The organism is Ruegeria sp. HKCCA6837 (genome assembly GCF_013034475.1).
GTDB lineage: Bacteria > Pseudomonadota > Alphaproteobacteria > Rhodobacterales > Rhodobacteraceae > Ruegeria.
On sequence record NZ_WQGD01000013.1, the window covers coordinates 78,510 to 98,826 of the forward strand.

Genomic DNA, 20,317 nt, shown 5'->3' on the forward strand with positions numbered 1-20,317 from the left:
GGAACGGAAAATGAAGCCGGTAGAAATTTATACCTCGCCGCTATGCGGTTTTTGTCATGCGGCCAAACGTCTGCTGAAACAGAAAGGCGTTGAATTCAAAGAAGTCGACGTGCTGATGCACCCCAAACGCAAACCCGAGATGATCAAACGGGCCGGTGGCAAGCGCACGGTGCCGCAGATCTTCATCGGAACACAGCATGTAGGCGGCTGTGACGATCTGTATGAACTGGAACGTCAGGGCAAGCTCGACCGGCTGCTGGCGGCCTGATGAAGACTGCGCTGCTGCAGATCACCTCGTCGGACGATCCGGCCGAAAATCTGAACATGGTGCGCGCCATGATGGCCGAGGCGGCCGGGCAAGGCGCGCGGTTCATTCTGACGCCCGAGGTTACGAACTGTGTTTCGACCAGCACAACGCGGCAGCGCGAGGTTCTGCAGCATGAAGAAGACGACATCACCCTGGCGGGCTTGCGCGAAGAGGCCGCCAGACTGGGTGTGTGGCTTTTGATCGGTTCGCTGGGGATTAAAACCCATGACACGGATGGACGCTTTGCCAACCGTTGCTTCATGATCGACCCGCGGGGTCAGGTCGTGGCGCGCTATGACAAAATCCATATGTTCGACGTGCAGGTTTCCGAATCCGAGACCTTCCGCGAATCGAAAAACTACCGCCCGGGCGAGAAAGCCGTGATTACCGAGACCGATTTTGGCAAGGTGGGGCTGACCATCTGTTACGATATCCGCTTCCCCCATTTGCACGCTGCTCTGGCGCAGGCGGGGGCACGCATCCTGACGGTTCCAGCGGCGTTTTCGCCTGTCACAGGGGCCGCGCATTGGGAATCGCTGTTGCGCGCCCGCGCGATCGAGACCGGGTGTTGGGTGCTGGCTCCGGCACAGACCGGAGAACATCCTAAGACGCGCGGAAAAACCCGCTACACGCACGGCCACAGCATGGTTGTCGCCCCGTGGGGGGAGGTGCTGATCGACGCAGGTACCGATCCGGGCATTCACATTTTCGATTTGGATGATAGTTCTGTGACAGAGGCGCGCCGTCGCGTGCCCTCATTGACGCATGTGCGGCCTTTCGACAGGCCCTGACCCAGAACCGGACTTATGACGGACGAAAAAAATGCCCTGGCGGTCACGCTGTTTAGCGAGATTCTGACTGCAGACCAATTGTTGCGCAACCGGCTGAGCCGGGTGCTGCCCAAGGGCATGGAAATCTCGCATTTCTCGGTGCTGAACCATCTGGTGTTTGTGGGGGATGAGCGGACCCCGGCGCAACTGGCCAGCACCTTCCACGTCACGCGCGGCGCGATGACCAACACCTTGGCCAAGCTGGAATGGGCCGGATACATCCACATCCGCCCCGACTGGGACGACGCCCGCCGCAAGATGGTGGCGATCAGCCCCGCCGGTCGGCGGGCACGGGATCAGGCGATTTCGTCGATTGCCCCGCTGATCAACCGCGTGGTCGGAGAGCTGGGGCTTGAGCGGGTCCGCAGCACGCTGCCCGTACTGCGGGATTTACGGTTGCAGTTGGAAGGGGAGTAGGATTCACCCCGGCTTTACACTCGCTGTCACAAAATTCACGCTCAGATCCCGATCCGAGATCGACCAGCTCCACAAGATCGGGTTGAACACAAACCCCTTGCGATCCACCGGGTCCAGCCCGGCCTGGCGCAGTAGCTCGGACAGTTCGTCAGGTGTGATGAACTTGTTCCACTCATGCGTGCCGCGCGGCAACCAGCGCATGACCACCTCGGCCCCGAAGATCGCCATCGCATATGATTTCGGATTACGGTTGATGGTGGAACAAATCTGCAGCCCACCGGGTTTCAGCAAGTGTTGCGTGGCGGTCAGGAAGCTTTGCGGGTCGGCCACGTGTTCAACCACTTCCATGTTCAGCACGACGTCGAACTGCTCACCAGCGGCGGCCATGTCCTCGGCCGTGGTATGGCGATAGTCAATCTCCAAGCCCGATTGTTCCGCATGGATGCGGGCGACAGGAAGATTGCGTTCGGCGGCGTCGGCACCCACGACCGCCGCGCCCAAGCGCGCCATCGGTTCACTGAGCAACCCACCACCGCAGCCGATATCCAGCAGGCGCAGGCCCTCGAACGGGTTCTGCGCGGTCAGATCACGGTCAAACTCACCTGCGATCTGCTGTGTGATATAATCCAGACGGCACGGATTCAGCATGTGCAGAGGTTTGAATTTCCCGTGAGGATCCCACCATTCTGCCGCCATCGCCTCGAATTTTGCGATCTCGGACGGGTCCACAGTGTTCGGATGCGCTTGCATTCCTGTCTCCGTATGCTCTTTTACGCTTAAGGACTATATAGGGCCATAATGGACAAGTACCCGGACCAAAAGCGCGCAGTTCAATATCTGTACCCGCCGATCGACCCGTTCGATCAGCGCATGGTCGATATGGGCGATGGGCACCGTATCTATGTGGAACAATGCGGCAATCCCGATGGGATACCGGTTGTTATCCTTCACGGAGGCCCAGGGGGCGGCTGCAGCCCTGCTATGCGGCGCTATTTTGATCCGCGTGCGTACAGGGTGATTCTGTTTGATCAACGCGGATGTGGTCGGTCGCGGCCCACAGCATCGGTCGAAAACAACACGACGTGGCATCTTGTCGCTGATATCGAACGGCTGCGCGAACTGTTCGAAATTGATGAGTGGATCGTTTTTGGCGGCAGCTGGGGGGCGACGCTGGCTCTGATCTATGCGCAGACGCATTCTGATCGGGTCAGCCGTCTGGTGCTGCGCGGTGTGTTTCTGGCCACGCAGGCCGAGTTGGACTGGTTCTACGGCGGTGGGGCCGGACGGTTCTGGCCCGAGCACTGGCAAAAATTCACCGCTCTGCTGCCCGAGGGTGAGCTGGACGATACAATTGCTGCTTATAATAAGCGCCTGTTCTCGGGCGATCGCGCGACCGAGATCCTGTATGCACGCGCCTGGTCGCATTGGGAAAATGCGCTGGCCTCGATCCATACCAACGGATCGGTGGGCGAAAGTCCGGGTGAATACGCCCGCACCTTTGCGCGGCTCGAGAATCACTATTTCATCAACAAGGCGTTTCTGGAGAGGGATGGGCAGATTCTGGATCAGATGGATCGGATCGCCGATATTCCCGGACATATCGTTCAGGGGCGGTACGACATGATCTGCCCGCCTCAGGCCGCATGGAATCTGGCTGAACGCTGGCCCAATGCCGAGTTGAAGATGGTGCGGCAGGCGGGCCATGCGTTGTCTGAACCCGGCATCAGCGCCGAGCTTGTGCGCATCATGGATCGCGTGGCGGAGGGTGTGGCATGACCCGGATTGACCGCCGTGCCTTGTTTGCGTCAGGTGCCGCTGCCGCGCTTTTGGCGGCGACCGGTGCGTCCTTGGCGGACACGCCGAAGAAAGGCGGCACGTTGCGTCTGGCCGTACCGCGCGACGACAGCCTTGAACAAGTTGCACGCGGGGCTGTTTTCGACTCTTTGACCGAGATCGCGCCCGACGGAACGCTGCGGGGTGAGCTTGCAACAGGGTGGCAGACCGACGCCGACGCACGGGTCTGGACCTTTGATCTGCGTGATGATGCGGTTTTCCACGATGGTACACCGTTGGAAATTACGGACGTTCTGGCCGTTCTGGCGGAAGTTGGTCGCGCCGAAGCCATGGCCCCCAATCGCGTGCACTTGGAACTGGCTCAGGCCAATCCGGGTCTGCCCTTTATGTTGGCAGACAGCCGGTTTGTCGTCAAACGATCGGGTCAAACTGTGTCGCCATTACATGCCGCCAACGGCACTGGCTGTTACCGCGTCGAACGGGCCGAAGACGGGCGACATTTCCTCGGTCGCCGTGTGGTGGGGCATTACAAGGATGGTCAGGCCGGATGGGTCGATGCCATCGAGGCTATCGTAATTCCGGACGCGGGGGTTCGGGCCGAAGCGCTGCGCGATGGTTATGTCGATGTGGCGGCTCTGCCGGATAAGGCGGAAATGCAGGGTGTCCGCGGTCTTCGGTTTCACCCGTCCGAAGCGGACATGGCCCTTGCTGTAGCTGGTGCTGTCGGAATGCCGCGCCATATTGCAGGACCTTCGGTTTTAGACGACGGCCGTATCGCAGAACGGTGGTGGATGGCGTAAATTCGGCTGCGAATCCCGCCGGGGGTTGCAGACTCGGACCATCCTGCGTATATGCAGTTTCAACAGCGGCGCGTTGGACTTCTGGTTCAAGGCTCCACCGGAAAATTCGACGGGCCGCGCGCCCGTTTTTTTGTGCCCGATTAAAGGGTAGAGCACCTGATGACAAACGACTTGATAGCCAAAGCTGCCATTGACCGGCGACTGGCCGAGATCATCGCCCCCGTGATCGAGGATCTGGGGTACGAACTCGTGCGTATCCGCCTGATGAGCGGTAAGCAGACCACGCTGCAGATCATGGCGGACAAGCCCGACGGCGGCATCGAAGTGGACGACTGTGCCGAGATTTCGAACGCGGTCAGCGCCACGCTGGATGTCGAAGACCCGATCCTTGATGCCTATACGCTGGAAGTGTCCAGTCCCGGTATCGACCGCCCTCTCACGCGCCTCAAGGATTTTGAGACGTTTGAAGGCTATGAGGCCAAGATCGAAACGGCCGAGCTGATCGACGGTCGCCGCCGCTTCAAAGGTGAATTGGCCGGGATCGAAGGGGATGAGGTTCTGATCAACATCCCCGAGGGAGATGAGACGATCACCATCGGTCTGCAATTCGACTGGTTGAGCGACGCCAAGCTGGTCCTGACCGATGATCTGATCAAGGAAATGCTGCGCCAGCGCAAGGACGCCGGCGCCCTGAACGAAAACGCTTTCGACGAGATTGAGACCGAAGGGTCCGAAGAGGAGACGAACTGATGGCAATCACCTCAGCCAACCAGCTGGAGCTGCTGCAGACCGCCGAGGCCGTGGCCCGCGAAAAGATGATCGACCCCGGTCTGGTTGTCGAAGCGATGGAGGAATCGCTCGCCCGTGCCGCCAAGAGCCGTTACGGCGCGGAAATGGACATTCGCGTGTCCATCGACCGTAAGACCGGCAAGGCGACCTTTACTCGTGTGCGCACCGTGGTCGAGGATGAAGAGCTTGAGAACTATCAGGCGGAAATGACTGTCGAACAGGCGCGCCAGTACATGGAAGCGCCCGAGGTTGGTGACGTCTTCGTCGAAGAAGTGCCCCCCGTGGAAATGGGCCGTATCGCAGCGCAGTCCGCGAAACAGGTGATCCTGCAAAAAGTCCGCGAAGCGGAACGTGATCGTCAGTACGAAGAGTTCAAGGATCGTGCGGGCACCATCATCAACGGTGCAGTCAAGCGCGAGGAATTCGGCAATGTCATCGTCGATCTGGGCGGTGCCGAGGCTGTTCTGCGCCGCAATGACAAGATCGGTCGCGAAAGCTATCGCCCAAATGACCGCGTTCGTGCGTATATCAAGGAAGTGCGTCGTGAGGTTCGTGGCCACCAGATCTTCCTGTCGCGCACCGCGCCAGAATTCATGGCGGAACTGTTCAAGATGGAAGTGCCGGAAATCTATGACGGCATCATCGAGGTCAAGGCCGTGGCCCGTGACCCCGGCTCGCGCGCGAAGATCGCCGTGATTTCGTATGACGGTTCGATTGACCCCGTCGGTGCTTGCGTCGGTATGCGCGGCAGCCGCGTACAGGCGGTTGTGAACGAATTGCAGGGCGAAAAGATCGACATCATTCCGTGGAACGAAGATCAACCGACCTTCCTGGTGAACGCGCTGCAGCCCGCCGAGGTCTCCAAGGTGGTTCTGGACGAAGAAGCCGGCAAGATCGAAGTTGTGGTCCCCGAGGAACAGCTTTCGCTGGCCATCGGCCGCCGTGGTCAAAACGTACGTCTAGCCAGCCAGCTGACGAATCTGGACATCGACATCATGACAGAAGCCGAGGAATCGGCGCGTCGTCAGAAAGAATTCGAAGCCCGCACCCAATTGTTCATGGAAACGCTGGATCTGGACGAGTTCTTCGCTCAGTTGCTGGTGTCCGAAGGCTTTACTAACCTCGAAGAGGTTGCCTATGTCGAAATCGAAGAACTGCTGGTCATTGACGGCGTTGATGAAGGCACGGCACAGGAACTGCAAACCCGTGCACGTGAATTCCTGGAAGCGCAGGCCAAGGCAGCACTGGACGCAGCCCGTGCGCTGGGCGCTGAGGACAGCCTTATTGAATTCGAAGGCCTGACACCCCAGATGGTAGAAGCGCTGGCCAAGGACGATGTGAAGACTTTGGAAGATTTCGCAACCTGCGCGGACTGGGAACTGGCCGGTGGCTGGACCACGGTTGATGGCGAACGCATCAAGGATGACGGTGTACTTGAACCTTTTGGCGTGACGCTGGAAGAGGCACAGGACATGGTCATGACCGCGCGCATCCTGTTGGGTTGGGTTGATCCGGCCGAGTTGGAGCAGGCGGAAGAGGATGTCGACGGCGACGGAGAAGACGAGGAGGTCGAGGCCTGATCTCAGGCCTCGGGTGGCGCGTATGGGTCGCGGTGGCGTCCATAAAGATCGGTCTGACGGACCCGAACGCAAGTGCATTGCCACGGGCGAGGTTCAGCCGAAATACGGTCTGATCCGCTTTGTGACGGGACCGGACGGTCAGGTTTATCCCGATGTTGCGGCAAAGCTGCCGGGGCGTGGGGTCTATGTGGCGGCAGATCGCGCCGCACTGGACAAGGCCGTTGGCAAAAAGCTGTTTGCGCGCGGGTTCAAGGCGCAGGTTTCTGTGCCGAGCGATCTGAGCGACGAAGTTGAAAAACAGATCGCGCGCCGCGTGGTTGAGTTGCTCAGTCTGGCGCGCAAGTCTGGTGACGCGGTTGCCGGTTATGAAAAGGTCAAGACGTGGCTGGACCGAGAAGAAGCGCAGGTGCTGCTTCAGGCCATTGATGGATCGGGGCGCGGCAAGTCCAAACTCAGCACGCCGCACTTCGGAAAATACATTGGTTGGCTGACTGCGGACGAATTAGGGCAGGCATTTGGACGCCAAACGGTGATTCATGCTGCCATGGCCTCTGGCGGACTCGCCAAACGTGTTGTAGAGGAAGCGCAGCGCTTGCGTGGCTTGCGCGAAACGGATGACGGCGGCAGGGGCCGCGCGGAAGGGTAAGAAGCTTTATGAGCGATAATGACGGCAAAAAGACATTGGGTCTTCGTGGCGGGGCACGCCCCGGAAATGTGAAACAGAGTTTCAGCCACGGACGCACCAAGAATGTCGTGGTGGAAACCAAACGCAAGCGCGTGGTGGTCCCCAAGCCGGGCGCGGCAAAGCCAAGTGGCGGTGCTGCACCTTCGGGTGATCCGTCGCGTCGCCCGGCGGGTATATCCGACGCGGAAATGGCGCGCCGCATGAAGGCGCTGCAAGCAGCCAAGGCGCGCGAGGCTGAAGAGGCCGCCGCCCGTGAGGCCGCTGAAAAGGCGCGCGAAGAAGAGCGCGCCCGCCGCCGTGCGGAACAGGAAGCCAAGGAGCGCGAACAGCGCGAAGCCGAAGAGCGTGCACGCCAGAAGGCGGAAGAAGAAGAGCGCAAGCGCAAAGAGGCGGAAGAAGCTGCCAAACGTGCTGCTGCAGCGCCCGCGCCGGAAGAGCCGAAAGCGGCACGCGCTCCGACCAGCAAACCTGCGCCTGCTGCGACTCCGCGTAAACAGGATCGTGAACGCGAGCAGCGCGGTCGCGGCAAAGGTCGTGAAGATAATCGCCGTTCTGGCAAGCTGACACTGGGTCAGGCCACTGGTGGCGAAGGCAACCGCCAACGCTCGATGGCTGCGATGAAACGCAAGCAAGAGCGTGCGCGTCAGAAAGCCATGGGCGGCACGGTTGAGCGGGAAAAGGTGATCCGTGACGTGCAGCTGCCCGAGGCCATCATGGTCTCGGAACTGGCCAACCGTATGGCCGAACGTGTGGCTGACGTTGTCAAATCGCTGATGCAGATGGGCATGATGGTCACACAGAACCAGACCATCGACGCTGACACGGCTGAACTGATCATCGAAGAATTTGGCCACAAGGTCACGCGTGTTTCTGACTCGGATGTTGAAGACGTCATCAAAGAGGTCGAAGACAGCGATGAAGATCTGAAGCCGCGCCCGCCGGTCATCACCATCATGGGTCACGTTGACCACGGTAAAACCTCGCTGTTGGATGCAATCCGCGATGCGCGTGTTGTGGCGGGCGAGGCCGGTGGCATTACCCAGCATATCGGCGCCTATCAGGTGAAAACCGAGGGCGGCACCACGCTGACCTTCCTGGATACACCGGGCCACGCAGCGTTTACGTCGATGCGTTCGCGCGGTGCTCAGGTCACGGATATCGTGGTTCTGGTTGTTGCGGCTGACGACGCAGTGATGCCGCAGACGATCGAGGCGATCAACCACGCCAAAGCGGCAGAAGTGCCCATGATCGTGGCGATCAACAAGGTCGACAAGCCGGACGCAAACCCGGACAAGGTGCGCACCGATCTGCTGCAACACGAAGTGATCGTCGAGAAAATGTCGGGTGAGGTTCAGGACGTCGAAGTGTCCGCGATCACCGGTCAGGGTCTGGACGAGCTGCTGGAAGCCATTGCGCTGCAAGCCGAAATTCTGGAACTGAAAGCCAACCCCGACCGCGCCGCCCAAGGTGCTGTGATCGAGGCGCAGCTGGATGTTGGTCGTGGTCCTGTGGCCACCGTTCTGGTTCAGAACGGCACGTTGCGCCAGGGCGACATCTTCGTTGTGGGTGAGCAATACGGTAAGGTCCGCGCGCTGATCAACGACAAGGGTGACCGCGTCAAAGAAGCTGGCCCATCGGTTCCTGTCGAGGTTCTGGGCTTGAACGGCACGCCCGAAGCCGGTGACGTTTTGAACGTGACCGAGACCGAAGCACAAGCCCGCGAAATCGCCGCTTATCGCGAACAAGCTGCCAAGGACAAACGCGCCGCCGCTGGTGCCGCAACGACCCTTGAACAGCTGATGCAAAAGGCGAAAGAAGACGAGAACGTGGCCGAGCTGCCGATCCTCGTCAAAGCTGACGTGCAGGGGTCTGCCGAAGCTATCGTTCAGGCGATGGAAAAAATCGGCAACGACGAAGTGCGCGTGCGCGTGCTGCATTCGGGCGTGGGCGCGATCACCGAGACCGACGTCGGCCTGGCCGAAGCATCAGGCGCGCCAGTCATGGGCTTCAACGTTCGTGCCAACGCATCGGCCCGGAACACCGCGAACCAGAAGGGTGTTGAGATCCGCTATTACTCGGTGATCTATGACCTTGTGGACGACGTGAAAGCAGCTGCATCCGGCCTGCTGAGCGCCGAGATCCGCGAGAAGTTCATCGGCTATGCCGAGATCCGCGAAGTCTTCAAGGTCACCGGCGTCGGCAAAGTTGCCGGCTGTCTGGTCACCGAAGGTGTTGCCCGTCGTTCGGCAGGTGTCCGCCTGCTGCGCGACAACGTGGTGATCCACGAGGGCACGCTGAAGACGCTCAAACGCTTCAAGGACGAAGTGGCCGAGGTTCAGTCGGGTCAGGAATGCGGTATGGCGTTCGAGAACTACGACGATATTCGCCAAGGAGACGTTATCGAAATCTTCGAGCGCGAAGAGGTCACCCGGACACTGGATTGATCCGGTTCAAAACGAAATTAGAGAAAGCGGCCCCCTTGGGCCGCTTTTTTGTTGGTTCTTGTTGGGTTTCAACATCTGCCGCGTGGGCAAAACCAATCTTGGATTCCGCACCTTTTCTGACGCAGCATCCTGACGCATTCGCGGCAACTGCATTTCCTCTCAACACTGCGTTGGATGGTGCCTTTGTTCCAAATGTATGGACATCTTCGGGTGCAGCAGCGGCTGAATAGTACGAGTTCGCCTTTTAGTTGGTCGCGCTCTCAAACCGGGATCCCGTTTAGCCAAGTAGGGGGTTGGACTTGAGGCACTCGGCGGCAAAATCCACAAAGGCGCGCACTTTCGCAGACACGGTTCGGCCCTCTTGATGCACAAGATGGATGGGAACCTCGGGCGGTTCATAAGGCTTTAACACAGTCTTGAGCCGCCCATCTGCTATGTAGGGTGCCACCTGATAAGACAGAAGCCGCCCGATGCCATGGCCTCGCAAGGCCAACTCGATCACAGCATCATTTGTATTCATGCTGATGCGCGGGCTCACGCGTTTGACAGTTGTCTTTCTGCCCGTTTGAAAATGCCATTGGGCCGATGGATTGAGCGCAGTTGAGTTGATTATGGCACGATTGGATAAGTCTTCGGGTGTTTCCGGTTCGCCGTGTTGGTCAAGATATGCCGGCGACGCAAATAGTACCTGCCTCACTGCGCCGCATTTGACAGCCATGAGGCTTGAATCCGCCATGTTGCCGATCCTGATGCCGACGTCGAGGCCCTCATCAATCAGATTGACCACGCGGTCAACATAGAGGGTACGTGCCGAGAGCTTTGGGTACAGATCCAGAAATTCGCCCAAAAGCGGAGTAATGAACATGCGACCAAACAAGACCGATGCGGTGACACTTAATTCCCCGGTGGGTTCGGAATAGGAACCGATTGCAGCGCGCTCGGCCTCTTCAAGATCAGCCAGAATACGTCTGGCATCCTCAAAAAACCTTTGCCCACTATCAGTCAGCATAACTGAGCGCGTTGTGCGCGCAAAAAGACGTAGCCCGAGGCTTTCCTCAAGCATGGAAACCATTCGGGTCACTGTTGGCGGCGACATTCTGAGGTGACGGGCCGCAGCGGCAAAGCCTTTCAGCTCGGCCACTTTGACAAAGACGTTTAGCGCGTGAAATCTGTCCAAAATACTATTCCATATTTTGGAATAATATATTGCCAATTATCCTAATTCCGCAACACAGAAGCTCTGATTAACTTCACCTCAGTCCCAGGGCATAGCCCAGATCAAGGTGGAGAATACGATGGTACGACCCTTTGCAGAGATCAGTTTCACGCCCTCCGTACGCGAAACGCAGGCCAAGAATGGGTCAGCGACCGGTTACGCGAAGTTTCTGGCAGGTGCCCGTCAGGAGGACCTGATCAGCCCGGTTGAGGCCAGCTTCATCGCGCAAAGGGACGGCTTCTATCAAGCTACGGTCTCGGAAACCGGCTGGCCTTACGTACAATTCCGCGGTGGACCAGTTGGTTTTCTAAAGGTGTTGGATGAACGGACACTTGCCTACGCCGATTTTCGGGGCAACCGGCAGTATCTCAGTTCAGGCAACCTGCTGATCAATGACCGCATCTCGCTGATCCTAATGGATTACCCCAATCAGAGACGTCTCAAGATCTGGGGTCGGGCGATGCTCATTGATGCCGAGACTGATCCGGCCCTGATGCGGCGCCTGAGTGCGCCAGGCTATCGCGCACATCCTGAGCGGGCGATTGTGATCAAGCTTGAGGCGATGGACTGGAACTGCCCGCAGCACATCCCCCAACGCCTGACCCTTGAAGAATTTGAAGATTATCTGGCCCCGTTTCGCACTGAACTGGCAGCGCTGAAAGCGCGAAACGCAAGGCTCGAAGAGGCGCTCGGCCAGCAAAACTGACCGGTGTCAAACCCCGCGCGTTAAGACGCGCGCCCTAGAATGACGAAAGGAAATACCCATGCCGCGCAATCTGAAATCCATCCTGAGCGCCAGTATTCTTGCGCTTTCTATCGTTGGGCCATTGGCACCAGCCCCTGCAATCGCCGCAGAGACCCAAGTTGAAGCTACTCAGGCCATCAGTTTCCGTACGGAACAAATCGGCGACATCAATTTCGCCTATCGTGAGGCCGGAGATCCGAACAGGCCCACTGTCCTGCTGCTTCATGGGTTTCCGACCTCTTCACACATGTTCCGAAACCTTATTCCTGAACTGGCCAAGCGCTACCACGTGATTGCGCCAGATTTTCCAGGATTCGGGGCATCGGATATGCCGATGGCAGAAGATTTCGAGTATTCTTTCGCGAATATATCGAAAATGATGACGTCGCTGCTCGACCGAAAGGGCGTGGATCACTACGCGGTCTATCTGATGGATTACGGCGCTCCGGTTGGTTTTCGTATGTTTGCGGAACAGCCCGAACGAGTCACGGGCTTCATTATTCAAAACGGGAATGCCTATGAGGAAGGGCTGCGCGAGTTCTGGGATCCAATCAAAGCCTATTGGGCCGAGCCATCGCAAGAGAATGGCGATCAGCTTCGTGGATTCCTCACTCTAGATGCTACCAAATGGCAATTCACCCACGGTGTCCAGAAACCGGAACTGATTAACCCGGACAATTTCTGGCACGTCCAATACTTGCTCGACCGCGAAGGCAATCAGGAGGTACAACTTGAACTTTTCCTGGATTACGGCACCAACGTTGCCGAATACCCAAAATGGCAGGCGCTGTTTCGCAAGCATCAGCCACCGGCGCTGCTGATGTGGGGCAAGAATGATCACATCTTCCCTGCCGAAGGTGCCTTTCCCTATCAACGTGATCTGAAGGATCTTGAGTTTCACCTGCTCGATACTGGACACTTCGCGCTGGAAGAGTATGGACCCGAGATTGCCACGCAGATGACTGCCTTTCTGAATCGTATCACCAACGCCAGCAACTGACGTAGAAATGGCCGCACCATGCTCAAGGGTGCGGCCTTATGCATGGAGACGACCAATGAACACACAGGCAAATACAGCCAGACAGGCAACGGTTGAAGTCGTACACGGCTTTGTCGACGGTGGCACCGGAGGAAATCCCGCAGGTGTCATTTTGGACGCTGATGAATTGAGTGAGCAAGACATGCAGGACATTGCAGCAAGGGTTGGATTGTCCGAAACGGCCTTTGTCTCTCGGTCCGAGACCGAAGGCTTCAAGCTGGATTTCTTCACACCGAACCGACGCATCGCTCATTGCGGTCACGCGACAATCGCAGCCTTTTCGCACCTTGATGCGTTAGGCCGGATCCCCAACCCCGATACTTCCAAGGAGACGGTTGATGGGCCGAGGCGCATCCTCATGAAAGAAGGTGCCGCCTACATGGAGCAATTGGCCCCACGCTATTCGGGAGTTGAAGAGTGGGCCAAAAAGGGCGTGAAAATCGATGATGTTCTGAACTCACTCGGGATCGACAATTCTCAAATTGATCGGAGGTTCCCACCGCTTCTGGTCAATACCGGTAATAGCTTCATCGTTGTTGGTCTTTCAAATGCCAGGGCTCTTGCCAATGTCAAACCAGATTATGCCAAAATCACTCAAATCAGTGAGCAGCTGGATTTGATCGGCTACTACGTCTTCACAAACGATCCCTTAGCGACAAGTCGAGATGCCACGACTCGCATGTTCGCGCCCAGATACGCGATTGAAGAAGAAGCAGCGACCGGGATGGCCGCGGGGCCGCTGGCATGTGTATTGCACGATTTTGGCGATTCATCTCAGCGTTCATTCCAGATCAAGCAAGGAGTGTTTATGAACCCTGCAAGCCCGAGCTTAATTAAAGTTGATTTGGAGGTTGAGGATGGCGCAATCTCGGGCCTCATGGCGGGTGGCTACGGCAAGGTCGCGCGCTCGCTTCAAATTGCTTTCTAGCGACAAAAAAGCTGATCACGTGTGACGTTCGTTGGGCCCAATTCCGCGTACGACGAGTTTACGAAATGAGTTCACCCCGTTGGCGGATGGACTAGTTTTCCATCGCAATGCGACACGAGTATTCGCGTCTCGGAACAACAATTCGTGCTGCTCGCGGGGGCAGCACGAAATTTCAATGGCCGGGTTGCGCTTGGGGCTGGCATTTGCAGTTCCGGTACAAACCTCGGTTCGTGTTTGATTACTTGGCTCTCGGCGAAGGGGACAAATCTTTTGGGCGCCCGATTTCCTTGACTAACGCGACACCGATAAAAACGTCCCCGGATGCATGATGATGTCAAAATGGTGCATCCCACTTTTCAGATCGAAACTGACGGAATGCCCGGCTTTGCGCAGCTGTTCGGCATAGTCCCGGCTCTGGCGGATGAACTCGGGCGTATCGCGTTCGGCCACGGTCACGTGATAGCGCGGGCCAGGGCGGGGCAGGTGGCGGGTGGGGGACAGGTCGTTCACCTCAACCGGGGTCAATTGCAGCGGGTCGTTGATCGGCGTCAGGCTGATCGGTTCAAGATCATAAATTCCGCTGATCAGGATCACGTCGCGCACACGCAGTCCCGCGCGCGCCAGTTCGTTGGCTGAGCTTGCCATTACCATGCTGACCAACTGAGCCCCGGCGCTGTGCCCGGACAAGGTGATCCGCGACGGGTTAAAACCCAGATCAGATGCGTTGGTTGCCAGCCAGAGCAAAGCGTCGCGACATTCTTCGACCATCTCTCCGATCCGTGCATTCGGGGCGAGTGTATAGTTCAGCGTTGCAAACGACTGTTCAGCCTCGATCAGGGCAGGTGCCATCATCGCCGAATCGCGCTGGCTGAGGGCTTGCCAATAACCCCCGTGAATGAAGACATGCAGCGGTGCACCAGCACCTTTTGCGGGAAAGAAATCCAGAACCTGAGCGGTTGCATCACCGTAAGAGATGTTCCCGATCACCTCCATCTGTGCGCGGTGCTGTGCGCTGAGCGCGGCGTAGCTGTCCAGATAGGGTGTAAGGTCTCCACCGATCATTGACGAGGGCGAATACTCCTGATCCAACTCGGCCTGTGTGAACCCCCGGTACAGCATTGCTCACTCCTGATCCGCATACATCAATTCGGTGCGTAGGTCGTAGAGATCATGGAAAAAGCGTAAATCCAAGGCCTTGCGCAAAAATGACACGCCACTGGAGCCGCCGGTGCCGGGTTGGTTGCCGATCACTCTTTCCACCGCTGTGACGTGATCGAAACGCCAGCGCTGGAATAGAGATTCCACGTCCATCAGCTTTTCCGCCAGTGCATAAAGATCCCAATACTGCGACCTATCCCGAAACACCTGCAGCCAGATTTTGACCACGCGCGGATCACCGGAATAGGGCTGTGCAAAGTCGCGGTCTAACAGGTCCTTTGGTACGTCAAAGCCCTGGCGGGACAGCATGAACAACACCTCGTCGTACAGAGATGGTTTGGTCAGCGCATGATTCAGCATCTCCATAACTTCGGGGTCATGCTGATGCACTTTTAGGGTCGCGGGGTCCTTGTTGCCCAGAATGAACTCGATCTGGCGGTACCCGTAGCTTTGAAACCCTGAAGAGTTGCCCAGAGCCTGCCGAAACGTCATGTAATCGGCAGGCGTCATGGTCAGCAGGGTTTCCCACGCCGAAATCAACTGGCGCTGGATCGCCTTGACCCGGTCGAGGTTTTTCATCGCCGGGCCAAACTCGTCCTGTTGCAGGAAATGACGTACTTCCACCAGTTGGTGGTGCATCAGTTTCAACCACAACTCGCTGACCTGATGGATGATGATGAACAGCATCTCATCGGGTTGCGCAGGGTTCTGAAAGGTCTTTTGCAGGTTCAGCAGTGTCTTGAGCTGCAGGAAATCGCCATAGCTTTTGCGATGGGTCTGCGCGAAATCGGTGACCAGAGTGTCTTCGATCCCGCGTTCAAGAAATCGATCATCCTTATCGCTCATGTGCTTCTCCCTGCGCCGGCGTCCCCCCCCATGTGTAGGGGGTGAATCGGCGCAGGGCCAGAGTGTCAGGTCCAGTCGAGGACCACCTTTCCTGACCGGCCCGATTTCATCGCGGCAAAACCCTCGGTAAACTCGTCGACTTTCATCTGGTGTGTGATCACGCGAGAAATATCCAGCCCGTTTTGCAGCATGGCAATCATCTTGTACCAGGTCTCGAACATCTCGCGCCCATACACGCCCTTGATGGTGATGGCCTTGAACACGATACGCGACCAATCGACCGGTGATTTCCCGGGCGGAATGCCCAGCAAGGCGATCTTTCCACCCATCACAAGAGCTTCGACCATTTGGTCAAGCGCGGCTTGAGACCCGGACATTTCAAGACCGACGTCGAAGCCTTCTTTCATTCCCAATTCTGTAATGACGTCTTGCAGGTCTTCTTTGGACACGTCGACGGTGCGGACAGTTGGCACCACATGTTCAGCCAGCTTCAGGCGATCTGGATTGATATCGGTAATCACAACATTCCGCGCACTGGCATGGCGCGCAACTGCGGCGGCCATGATTCCGATCGGGCCTGCGCCAGTGATCAGAACATCTTCGCCCAGCAGATCGAAGCTCAGCGCTGTATGAACAGCGTTGCCGAGGGGGTCGAGAATGGCTCCGATCTCATCCGGTATATCGTCGGGCAGTGGCACGACATTAAAAGCCGGCAATTTCAGGTACTGCGCAAAGGCCCCTTGCTCATTCACACCGATCCCGCGAGTGCCGGGGTCGAGGTGGAACTTGCCCGCGCGGCTCTGGCGGCTGTCAGTGGTGATCAGATGCCCCTCTCCTGAACACCGCTGACCGATCTCAAGCCCGGTTACATTTCGTCCCGTTTCGACGATTTCACCGGCGAATTCGTGGCCAGTGATCATGGGAACCGGCACGGTGGCAGAAGCCCATTCGTCCCAGTTCCAGATGTGAATATCCGTTCCGCAAATACCGGTCTTGTTGACCTTGATCAGCACCTCTTCCGGTCCGATCTCAGGCACCGGGGCCTGCACCATCCACAGACCCTGTTCGGGTTTAGATTTCTCCAGCGCTTTCATGGTGTTGGGTCGCATCAGATCACCCCCAGTTCTTTGCCGACCTTGCCAAAGGCGGCCAGAGCACGGTCCAATTCGTCCTTAGTCAGAGCCGCGTTCATCTGTGTTCTGATCCGCGCTTGTCCACGGGGGACAACCGGGAAGAAGAAACCCGAGACATAAACGCCTTCGTCAAACAAGCGCGATGCCATGTCTTGCGCCAAAGTCGCCTCGCCCAGCATGACCGGGATGATCGGATGTTCGCCAGGCAACACGTCGAATCCCAGCTTTTCCAGCCCGGCACGCCAGTATTTGGCATTCGCAAACAGTTGGGTGCGCAGCATGTCGCCTTCTTCGACCAAACGGATTGCTTCCAGACCGGCGGCAACGATGGAGGGTGGCAGCGAGTTTGAGAACAGATAGGGCCGCGCACGCTGCCGTAGCAAGTCAATCACTGGCTGCGGCCCTGCGATGTAACCGCCGATTGCCCCCCCAAGTGCTTTGCCTAGGGTTCCTGTCAAAATGTCCACGTCGACACCAAAGTGATCCGGTGTACCCGCGCCGTTCGGCCCCATGAAACCGGTGGCATGGCAATCATCGACCATGACAATGGCGTCGTACTTATCCGCCAGTTCGCGAATCTTCGGCAGGTTTGCCAGATAGCCATCCATCGAGAACACGCCATCCGTTGCGATCATGATGTGCCGCGCCCCGTCCTCGCGTGCCTGTTTCAGCCAGGCTTCCAGGTCGTTCATGTCATTGTTCAAATAGCGATAGCGCTTTGCCTTGCACAGCCGCACCCCATCGATGATCGAGGCGTGATTCAAGCTGTCTGAGATAATCGCGTCTTCAGGCCCTAACAAAGGCTCAAACAACCCCCCGTTGGCATCAAAACAGGCAGCAAACAGGATCGCGTCGTCCTTGTTCAGGAACTTGGCCAGCTTCTGCTCCAGTTCACGATGAATGTCTTGTGTTCCGCAGATGAACCGGACCGAGGCCATGCCAAAGCCTTTCGGACCCATCGCATTCGTTGCGGCGTCGATCAGCGCCGGATGATCGGCCAGACCCAGGTAGTTGTTGGCACACAGGTTGATCACCTGCTTGCCGCCCACGGAAATCTCACCGCCCTGAGGCGAGGTGATCATGCGTTCGCGTTTATACAGACCCTCGGATTCGATCTGCGAAAGGGTGTCCGTGATGTGAGATAGGAATGCATTTGCCATCTGGGCCTCCATAGCTCCTCGATATCTAGCATAGCGGAAAGATTTCCGAAATAGAAGAATGTCAGTATTACGGAAAATTTTCTTACATTACGGATTGAGGGAAACTTTAAGTGAAAAACTTTTTGGTGAGTTCAATGTGATCCACTTTTCTCCACGCCGCGTACTCACCTGCATATCAACTGGGAGGGAAACGACATGATTAAGATTTCAACAGCCGCGGCGCTGTCTCTGATTTTCGGTGCAACAGCGGCTTTCGCGGGGCCTGGCAAAGGCAATACCGGCGGTGGTAACAGTGGGCTTGCTCAGTCCATGGCCGGGGCTGTTTCAGGCGGCGCGGCTACCCTTGGCGATGCGCTTGGCGGTCCAGGCAAAGGAACCGCTTCGGCAGTGAGTGGCGCCAATTCAATTACCGGTGAGACAAATAACGGCGGCTGGGGCAACGTCGGAAGCAGCCTTAGCGTTACCGGATCAGACGGTCAGGTGTCTAACCGTGGGGGAACCCGCGGCAAAACCGACGCAACCGACTAGGAATAATAAATTAATTCGGACTGGCCGCCTGTTCCGGCGGCCGGTCGATCCTATATACCGGTTTTCACAATAAGAAAAACGCGTGCCGGTCCATTATGCGCAATGATCGAGTGCGCAACATCCGCTGCATAACGACCTGTGTCGCCTTGATGCAGAACTTCAGTTGCGGTGCCGGATTCAATCTCGACCGATCCCATCAAAACAGTCAAATGCTCACGCGAGCCCTTTGCATGCGGTTGGCTGATAAGTTTTCCGTCCGGCTCGAACAAGATATCGTAAACTTCGTGCCCACCGGCATCTTCTGGCGGGGAAAGGATGCCGATCCTACAGCCATACCCCATATTGTCGATATTGGGCACATCCGACTGTTTCAATACTTCAATTGTATCGCCCTGAACCTCTTCATCCAGAAGCCCGGCAAAGTCTACGTTCAACGCGCGTGTAAGGTTCCACAATGTCGCAATGGTGGGGCTGCTTTCGCCGCGCTCGATCTGGCTGACCATGGACCGGGAAACGCCGCTGAGGTTGGCAACCGCCTCAAGCGACAGTCCTTTTGCCCGGCGTGCCTCTTTCAGGCGTGCAGGCAGGAGGTTCAGGATATCGTCTGTGTTTTCCGTCATGACGGAATCCATGCGTGTTGCGCAACGTAATGTCAATTCCGGGCGTGACAGTGAGTCTAATTTGAAGATCATGCTGCAAGTGCATAATGCGCGCGGGTTTTGGAGGAGAAAATATGACTGACGTAGTGATTCTGGATGGTGCGCGTACCGCCATCGGCACATTTGGTGGCGCTTTGGCCTCGACGGCTCCGATTGATCTGGCCACTGTTGCCACCGAAGCGGCCCTTGAACGTTCGGGTGTTGAAGGCGCGCAAATCGGCAGCGTTGTCTTTGGTCATGTCATCAACACCGAACCACGCGACATGTATTTGTCGCGTGTGGCTGCGATGCAGGCGGGTATCCCCAACGGTACGCCGGCGATGAATGTGAACCGTCTGTGTGGGTCCGGGGCTCAGGCCATTGTATCCGCCGTGCAGTCCCTAATGCTGGGCGATGCGGAATTTGCTGTGGCGGGCGGTGCCGAGAGCATGTCGCGCAGCCCTTACATCGTGCCGCAGGCGCGTTGGGGTGCGAAGATGGGAGACGTTTCTTCGCTGGACATGATGCTGGGCGCACTGAATTGCCCGTTTGGCACGGGGCATATGGGTGTCACGGCCGAAAACGTGGCCGACGAACATCAGATCAGCCGTGAGCAGATGGACGAGTTTGCCATGACCAGCCAGACCCGTGCTGCGACTGCGATTGAGGGCGGTTTTTTCGAAAGCCAGATCGCGCCGGTACAGGTCAAGGTCAAACGCGATATGGTCGACTTCAAGGTCGATGAACACCCCAAAGCGACTACAGCCGAGGCGCTGGCCGGGTTGAGGCCAGTGTTCAAGAAAGATGGGCGCGTCACGGCGGGGAATGCTTCGGGCATCAATGACGGCGCGGCGGCGATGGTTCTGGCAAGGGCGGACGCTGCAGAAAAAGCGGGTTTGAAACCGAAGGCACGCGTGATCGGCTATGCCCATGCCGGTGTGCGGCCCGAAGTTATGGGTATTGGCCCGGTCCCGGCTGTTCAAAACCTGTTCAAGAAGACCGGTTTGTCAGCAGGTGATTTCGATGTGATCGAAAGCAACGAAGCTTTTGCCGCACAGGCACTGGCTGTCAATCAGGAGCTGGGTCTGGATGCGGCCAAGGTAAACCCCAACGGGGGTGCCATTGCGCTGGGCCATCCGGTTGGCGCGACCGGCGCGATCATCACCCTCAAGGCGCTGTACGATTTGGAGCGTACGGGTGGGTCAAAAGCGTTGATCACCATGTGCATTGGCGGTGGTCAGGGGATTGCCCTTGCCATCGAGCGGCTCTGAGCCAGAACG

General features: G+C 57.5%; 21 protein-coding genes. 14 read left to right on the forward strand and 7 right to left on the reverse strand.

Going from position 1 to position 20,317, the window contains the following annotated elements; translation table 11 throughout:
• Positions 1–10 precede the first annotated feature (10 nt).
• From grxC to GOV91_RS16895, 3 genes are read left to right on the forward strand one after another with little or no spacing between them, the layout of a single operon-like run.
• The gene (gene grxC, locus GOV91_RS16885) at positions 11–268 is read left to right on the forward strand and encodes a glutaredoxin 3 (RefSeq protein WP_171181132.1); all 258 of its coding nucleotides are present in this window, start codon (positions 11–13) and stop codon (positions 266–268) included.
• Positions 268–1,098, forward strand: a complete 831-nt coding sequence (locus GOV91_RS16890) for a carbon-nitrogen hydrolase family protein (protein WP_171236364.1) — start codon at positions 268–270, stop codon at positions 1,096–1,098. Before grxC ends, GOV91_RS16890 begins: the two co-directional genes overlap by 1 nt.
• A 15-nt stretch (positions 1,099–1,113) precedes the next feature.
• On the forward strand, positions 1,114–1,554 hold the full coding sequence (locus tag GOV91_RS16895; RefSeq protein ID WP_170334681.1) for a MarR family winged helix-turn-helix transcriptional regulator: 441 nt from the start codon (positions 1,114–1,116) through the stop codon (positions 1,552–1,554).
• A 3-nt stretch (positions 1,555–1,557) separates the two neighbouring features.
• On the opposite strand, the gene ubiG is transcribed toward GOV91_RS16895, so the two are convergent.
• A complete protein-coding gene (ubiG, locus tag GOV91_RS16900) occupies positions 1,558–2,304 on the reverse strand; it encodes a bifunctional 2-polyprenyl-6-hydroxyphenol methylase/3-demethylubiquinol 3-O-methyltransferase UbiG (RefSeq protein ID WP_171236365.1) in 747 nt (248 codons plus the stop codon).
• Between the two features lie 48 nt (positions 2,305–2,352).
• Here ubiG and pip point away from each other — a divergent pair, with 48 nt between their 5' ends.
• The 6 genes from pip (at position 2,353) to infB (ending at position 9,646) form a co-directional block, all read left to right on the forward strand.
• Positions 2,353–3,330, forward strand: coding sequence for a prolyl aminopeptidase (pip, locus tag GOV91_RS16905; protein WP_171181140.1), 978 nt, complete (start codon positions 2,353–2,355; stop codon positions 3,328–3,330).
• A complete protein-coding gene (locus GOV91_RS16910; RefSeq protein ID WP_171236366.1) occupies positions 3,327–4,148 on the forward strand; it encodes an ABC transporter substrate-binding protein in 822 nt (273 codons plus the stop codon). The genes pip and GOV91_RS16910 overlap by 4 nt, the downstream gene beginning before the upstream one ends.
• A 159-nt stretch (positions 4,149–4,307) precedes the next feature.
• A complete protein-coding gene (rimP, locus tag GOV91_RS16915; RefSeq protein WP_171181146.1) occupies positions 4,308–4,898 on the forward strand; it encodes a ribosome maturation factor RimP in 591 nt (196 codons plus the stop codon).
• Positions 4,898–6,517 (forward strand): transcription termination factor NusA, encoded by a 1,620-nt coding sequence (gene nusA, locus GOV91_RS16920; protein ID WP_171181168.1) that lies wholly within the window; start codon positions 4,898–4,900, stop codon positions 6,515–6,517. Before rimP ends, nusA begins: the two co-directional genes overlap by 1 nt.
• Positions 6,518–6,539: 22 nt before the next feature.
• The gene (locus GOV91_RS16925; RefSeq protein ID WP_171181171.1) at positions 6,540–7,163 is read left to right on the forward strand and encodes an RNA-binding protein; all 624 of its coding nucleotides are present in this window, start codon (positions 6,540–6,542) and stop codon (positions 7,161–7,163) included.
• Positions 7,164–7,171: 8 nt separating this feature from the next.
• Positions 7,172–9,646 carry a translation initiation factor IF-2 gene (gene infB / locus GOV91_RS16930; RefSeq protein ID WP_171181173.1) on the forward strand — a complete coding sequence of 825 codons (2,475 nt, stop codon included), beginning with the start codon at positions 7,172–7,174 and terminating at the stop codon, positions 9,644–9,646.
• Between the two features lie 277 nt (positions 9,647–9,923).
• On the opposite strand, the gene GOV91_RS16935 is transcribed toward infB, so the two are convergent.
• Positions 9,924–10,823 (reverse strand): LysR substrate-binding domain-containing protein, encoded by a 900-nt coding sequence (locus GOV91_RS16935; protein ID WP_171236367.1) that lies wholly within the window; start codon positions 10,821–10,823, stop codon positions 9,924–9,926.
• Positions 10,824–10,941: 118 nt separating this feature from the next.
• Between GOV91_RS16935 and GOV91_RS16940 the strand changes: the two genes are divergently transcribed.
• The 3 genes from GOV91_RS16940 to GOV91_RS16950 are packed head-to-tail and all read left to right on the forward strand — an operon-like array spanning position 10,942 to position 13,574.
• On the forward strand, positions 10,942–11,568 hold the full coding sequence (locus GOV91_RS16940; protein ID WP_171236368.1) for a pyridoxamine 5'-phosphate oxidase family protein: 627 nt from the start codon (positions 10,942–10,944) through the stop codon (positions 11,566–11,568).
• A gap of 58 nt (positions 11,569–11,626) precedes the next feature.
• A complete protein-coding gene (locus GOV91_RS16945) occupies positions 11,627–12,607 on the forward strand; it encodes an alpha/beta fold hydrolase (protein ID WP_171236369.1) in 981 nt (326 codons plus the stop codon).
• A 55-nt stretch (positions 12,608–12,662) separates the two neighbouring features.
• The gene (locus GOV91_RS16950; RefSeq protein ID WP_171236370.1) at positions 12,663–13,574 is read left to right on the forward strand and encodes a PhzF family phenazine biosynthesis protein; all 912 of its coding nucleotides are present in this window, start codon (positions 12,663–12,665) and stop codon (positions 13,572–13,574) included.
• A 291-nt stretch (positions 13,575–13,865) separates the two neighbouring features.
• Here the strand turns inward: GOV91_RS16950 and GOV91_RS16955 are convergent, their stop codons facing one another.
• The 4 genes from GOV91_RS16955 to GOV91_RS16970 all read right to left on the reverse strand — a co-directional run bounded on the left by GOV91_RS16955 (position 13,866) and on the right by GOV91_RS16970 (position 17,871).
• Positions 13,866–14,693 (reverse strand): alpha/beta hydrolase, encoded by an 828-nt coding sequence (locus GOV91_RS16955; RefSeq protein ID WP_171236371.1) that lies wholly within the window; start codon positions 14,691–14,693, stop codon positions 13,866–13,868.
• A gap of 3 nt (positions 14,694–14,696) precedes the next feature.
• On the reverse strand, positions 14,697–15,578 hold the full coding sequence (locus GOV91_RS16960) for a tryptophan 2,3-dioxygenase (RefSeq protein WP_171236372.1): 882 nt from the start codon (positions 15,576–15,578) through the stop codon (positions 14,697–14,699).
• 65 nt (positions 15,579–15,643) lie between these two features.
• Positions 15,644–16,672 carry an L-threonine 3-dehydrogenase gene (tdh, locus tag GOV91_RS16965; RefSeq protein ID WP_171236390.1) on the reverse strand — a complete coding sequence of 343 codons (1,029 nt, stop codon included), beginning with the start codon at positions 16,670–16,672 and terminating at the stop codon, positions 15,644–15,646.
• 14 nt (positions 16,673–16,686) lie between these two features.
• Positions 16,687–17,871 (reverse strand): glycine C-acetyltransferase, encoded by a 1,185-nt coding sequence (locus GOV91_RS16970; protein ID WP_171236373.1) that lies wholly within the window; start codon positions 17,869–17,871, stop codon positions 16,687–16,689.
• 195 nt (positions 17,872–18,066) lie between these two features.
• On the opposite strand from GOV91_RS16970, the gene GOV91_RS16975 reads away from it, so the two are divergent.
• Complete coding sequence (locus tag GOV91_RS16975; RefSeq protein ID WP_171236374.1) at positions 18,067–18,399, forward strand: hypothetical protein; 333 nt, start codon at positions 18,067–18,069, stop codon at positions 18,397–18,399.
• Positions 18,400–18,449: 50 nt separating this feature from the next.
• On the opposite strand, the gene GOV91_RS16980 is transcribed toward GOV91_RS16975, so the two are convergent.
• Positions 18,450–19,019: an XRE family transcriptional regulator gene (locus GOV91_RS16980; protein WP_171236375.1), complete on the reverse strand. Its 570-nt coding sequence runs from the start codon at positions 19,017–19,019 to the stop codon at positions 18,450–18,452.
• Between the two features lie 113 nt (positions 19,020–19,132).
• On the opposite strand from GOV91_RS16980, the gene GOV91_RS16985 reads away from it, so the two are divergent.
• On the forward strand, positions 19,133–20,308 hold the full coding sequence (locus tag GOV91_RS16985; RefSeq protein ID WP_171236376.1) for an acetyl-CoA C-acyltransferase family protein: 1,176 nt from the start codon (positions 19,133–19,135) through the stop codon (positions 20,306–20,308).
• The last annotated feature ends 9 nt before the right edge of the window (positions 20,309–20,317 follow it).

What these genes read in the sequence shown, in the direction of transcription:
- GOV91_RS16895 (WP_170334681.1), top strand. Translation starts at nt 1,114, where the DNA reads ATGACGGACGAAAAAAATGCCCTGGCGGTCACGCTGTTTAGCGAGATT.
- GOV91_RS16960 (WP_171236372.1), bottom strand. Translation starts at nt 15,578, where the DNA reads ATGAGCGATAAGGATGATCGATTTCTTGAACGCGGGATCGAAGACACT.
- GOV91_RS16980 (WP_171236375.1), bottom strand. Translation starts at nt 19,019, where the DNA reads ATGACGGAAAACACAGACGATATCCTGAACCTCCTGCCTGCACGCCTG.
- nusA (WP_171181168.1), top strand. Translation starts at nt 4,898, where the DNA reads ATGGCAATCACCTCAGCCAACCAGCTGGAGCTGCTGCAGACCGCCGAG.
- tdh (WP_171236390.1), bottom strand. Translation starts at nt 16,672, where the DNA reads ATGAAAGCGCTGGAGAAATCTAAACCCGAACAGGGTCTGTGGATGGTG.
- ubiG (WP_171236365.1), bottom strand. Translation starts at nt 2,304, where the DNA reads ATGCAAGCGCATCCGAACACTGTGGACCCGTCCGAGATCGCAAAATTC.
- GOV91_RS16925 (WP_171181171.1), top strand. Translation starts at nt 6,540, where the DNA reads ATGGGTCGCGGTGGCGTCCATAAAGATCGGTCTGACGGACCCGAACGC.
- GOV91_RS16955 (WP_171236371.1), bottom strand. Translation starts at nt 14,693, where the DNA reads ATGCTGTACCGGGGGTTCACACAGGCCGAGTTGGATCAGGAGTATTCG.
- GOV91_RS16950 (WP_171236370.1), top strand. Translation starts at nt 12,663, where the DNA reads ATGAACACACAGGCAAATACAGCCAGACAGGCAACGGTTGAAGTCGTA.
- GOV91_RS16945 (WP_171236369.1), top strand. Translation starts at nt 11,627, where the DNA reads ATGCCGCGCAATCTGAAATCCATCCTGAGCGCCAGTATTCTTGCGCTT.
- GOV91_RS16975 (WP_171236374.1), top strand. Translation starts at nt 18,067, where the DNA reads ATGATTAAGATTTCAACAGCCGCGGCGCTGTCTCTGATTTTCGGTGCA.
- GOV91_RS16890 (WP_171236364.1), top strand. Translation starts at nt 268, where the DNA reads ATGAAGACTGCGCTGCTGCAGATCACCTCGTCGGACGATCCGGCCGAA.
- infB (WP_171181173.1), top strand. Translation starts at nt 7,172, where the DNA reads ATGAGCGATAATGACGGCAAAAAGACATTGGGTCTTCGTGGCGGGGCA.
- GOV91_RS16910 (WP_171236366.1), top strand. Translation starts at nt 3,327, where the DNA reads ATGACCCGGATTGACCGCCGTGCCTTGTTTGCGTCAGGTGCCGCTGCC.
- pip (WP_171181140.1), top strand. Translation starts at nt 2,353, where the DNA reads ATGGACAAGTACCCGGACCAAAAGCGCGCAGTTCAATATCTGTACCCG.
- rimP (WP_171181146.1), top strand. Translation starts at nt 4,308, where the DNA reads ATGACAAACGACTTGATAGCCAAAGCTGCCATTGACCGGCGACTGGCC.
- grxC (WP_171181132.1), top strand. Translation starts at nt 11, where the DNA reads ATGAAGCCGGTAGAAATTTATACCTCGCCGCTATGCGGTTTTTGTCAT.
- GOV91_RS16940 (WP_171236368.1), top strand. Translation starts at nt 10,942, where the DNA reads ATGGTACGACCCTTTGCAGAGATCAGTTTCACGCCCTCCGTACGCGAA.
- GOV91_RS16985 (WP_171236376.1), top strand. Translation starts at nt 19,133, where the DNA reads ATGACTGACGTAGTGATTCTGGATGGTGCGCGTACCGCCATCGGCACA.
- GOV91_RS16970 (WP_171236373.1), bottom strand. Translation starts at nt 17,871, where the DNA reads ATGGCAAATGCATTCCTATCTCACATCACGGACACCCTTTCGCAGATC.